At 72.7% G+C, this 2906-nt stretch carries 3 protein-coding genes; all 3 read right to left on the minus strand.

Annotated elements, in window-relative coordinates; all coding sequences use genetic code 11:
- The coding region (gene galE / locus J7E97_RS22800; RefSeq protein WP_215030394.1) for a UDP-glucose 4-epimerase GalE at window positions 1-853 on the minus strand (853 nt) is incomplete at its 3' end.
- Window positions 854-916: 63 nt separating this feature from the next.
- Entirely contained in the window at window positions 917-2563 is a 1647-nt protein-coding gene (locus tag J7E97_RS22805; RefSeq protein ID WP_308346700.1) for a glycosyltransferase, read from the minus strand.
- Window positions 2564-2639: 76 nt separating this feature from the next.
- The coding region (cgtA, locus tag J7E97_RS36150; protein WP_251054984.1) for an Obg family GTPase CgtA at window positions 2640-2906 on the minus strand (267 nt) is incomplete at its 5' end.

A 2906-nucleotide genomic window follows, 5' to 3' on the forward strand; every position in this document is an offset into this window, starting at 1 on the left:
GCGGGGAGATCACGGGCGCGTACGCCGCATCGGTGTGCCCGGTGGTGTCGTTCACCAGGTCGACCATCTCGCGGACGGAAACGCCCTCGCCCCGGCCGATGTTGACGGTCAGGTCCCGGTACTCGCCCTGCGCGCCCCACTCGACGAGCTTGCGGGCCGCCACCACGTGGGCCTCCGCCAGGTCCGCGACGTGGATGTAGTCGCGGATGCAGGTGCCGTCCGGGGTCGGGTAGTCGTCGCCGAAGATCCGGGCGCCCTCGCCCTTGTCGAAGCGCTCGAAGATCATCGGGACCAGGTTGTACACGCCGGTGTCGGCGAGCTCGGGCGTCGCGGCGCCCGCCACGTTGAAGTAGCGCAGGCAGGCGGTGGAGATGCCGTGCGCCTTGCCTGCGGCGCGGACCAGCCACTCGCCGGCCAGCTTCGTCTCCCCGTACGGGCTCAGCGGCAGGCACGGGGTGTCCTCGGTGACGAGGTCGACGTCGGGCATCCCGTACACGGAGGCGGAGGAGGAGAAGAGGAAGTTGCGGACGCCGGCGGCGGCCACGGCGCCGAGCAGGACCGTGAGGCCCTGCACGTTCTCCTCGTAGTAGTGCAGCGGCTTTTCCACGGACTCGCCGACCTGCTTCTTGCCCGCCAGGTGGACCACGCCGGTGATCTCGTGCCGGGCGAACGTCTCGTCCAGGACCTGCCGGTCCAGCACGGAACCGACCACCAGCGGGACACCCTGCGGGACGCGGTCGGCGTTGCCCGTGGAGAGGTCGTCCAGAACCACGACCTCCTCACCCGCGAGCAGCATCGCGCGGACGACGTGCGCCCCGATGTATCCGGCACCACCAGTGATCAGAAACGTCATGCGTATCTCCTTGGGCTCTGTCTCTTGTTCTTCCGGCTGCCGCCGGACCCGCTTCCCTTCCGGCTACCGCCGGGCCCCTCTCGGCACCCGGCTCCTGCCGGCCCGCCGCAGGCGGTGGAGGCGGTCGCGTACGAGGCTCATGACACCGCCGGCCCCGGGCGCGAGGCGCACGGCCAGCGATCCGCCGGCCGTGCGGTAGGGCTGCGCCAACAGCACACCGTACCGGCTGCTGGGCAGCACCCGCCGGTGGAGCAGGCTGTCGAGGGGGCGCGGAGAGGTGAGCAGGGAGCTCCCGTCCGCGCACTCCACGCTCGCCTGAACGTCCCACGCCTGCATGCCCCGACGGCCCGCGCCGCGACCGGCGGCCGCCAGCGTGGTGAGGCGGAAGGGCAGCTCCGCGGTCCAGTGGCCGCCGCTCGCGGCGAGGCGCAGCTCCGCAGGCTCGGCGAACAGCGGCTTCCCGCCCTCCCTGGGCAGGAAGCTCAGCTGAACGCTGCGCGGGCCGGCCGGGGCGAGGCGGCCGTACAGGTCGTGGACGAGGATCCGCAGCCCGCCGGAACCGAGCGGCTCGGCGTCGACGGTGACGGGCAGTTCGCCCGTCCCCAGCTCCGCCAGCCCGTCCAGCTCCACCGGCAGCGTGTCACTCCACACCGCCGCCCCGTCGCGGCCCGTCGCGTACGGGGGCGGCAGCCGGGGCGGGTCGGCGGCGAAGCCGATCAGCCGCCGCAGGTCGGCGGGGGCGGGCGGGGCCTCGCAGGCGCGCAGCGCCCGTACGATCCAGCGGGCGGGCGCCGCGGCGGCCTCGATGTCGGCGTCGGTGAAACCGGCGAGGTAGTCGCGGGTCAGGGTCCACCAGGCGGCCTGGTAGTCGGGGTCCCCGCCGAGTTCGCGCAGGTACATGCGCAGGTCGTGCTCCAGGAACTTGACCTGGCATGCGCGGCCCAGTTCGGGTGAGGACTCGTTGATGATCCGCGAGGCGGCGCGGTGGGCTTCGACGCGCGCACGCCAGTTGCCGACGTCCTCGCGGTCCAGGGAGATGGACACCCGGGCGGCGTCGCGGCGCACGTGCCACACGTAGACGAGCTCGCCGGTCACCGCGATGCGGGGCGCGGCGGCCAGCAGGCGGGCGGTGAACACGAAGTCCTCGTAGACGAACCGGCCGTCGGGGAAGCGGATCCCGTGCTCGTTCAGGAAGGCCCGGTCGTAGAGCTTGTTCACGCAGAGGGTGTCCCGGACCAGTTCCGGTCGGTCGACCGGCCGGTCGATCACCTCTCCCGGCGTGTAGAGGCCGGGGACCCAGGGCACCTCGCGTCCGCCGGGCAGTTCCCTGCGGACGCAGGTGCCGGCCGTGACCGGCGCCCGGTGCCGCACCGCGGCCCGCACCAGGGCCGCGGCCGCCCCCGCGGGCAGGACGTCGTCGCTGTCCAGGAACAGGACGTACGGGGAGGTCGCGGCCTCGATCCCATCGTTGCGCGGGGTCCCGCAACCCCCGCTGTTCTCCGAACGGTGCACCGCCTTCAGGCGGGGATGGAGGGCGGCCAGCCCGTCCAGCACCGGCCCGGTCCCATCGGTGGAGGCATCGTTGACGGCGATGACCTCGCCAACCACCGGGCCCTGGGCGAGGGCCGAGGAAACGGCCTCGCCCACGAGCCCGGCGTCGTTGTACGCGATCACCACAACGGAAACGGTGGGGGTTTTGGTGCACGTCACCAGGGGATCCTAGGCCACTCGGGTAAACGCGGCTCCACTCCCGGGCCACCGGTCACCGTCCGGCGGAATGCGTCCCTCAGAAGGGACGGAACTGGTCGTACTCCTGCTGCGCGGAGTCCCGCTCGGCTTCCTTCTCCTTGCGGCGCGTGGTGGCCGGACGCGGCGCCTCCAGACGGTGGTCCTCACCGCGGCGGCCCAGCATCTCGGCACCGGCCATCATGGTCGGCTCCCAGTCGAAGACGACCGCGTTCTCGTCGGAACCGATGGCGACGCCGTCACCCGCACGGGCACCGGCCTTGCGCAGCGCCTCCTCGACACCGAGGCGGTTGAGCCGGTCGGCGAG

The sequence above is a fragment of the Streptomyces sp. ISL-66 genome (assembly GCF_018614135.1).
In the GTDB taxonomy this organism is placed as follows: domain Bacteria; phylum Actinomycetota; class Actinomycetes; order Streptomycetales; family Streptomycetaceae; genus Streptomyces.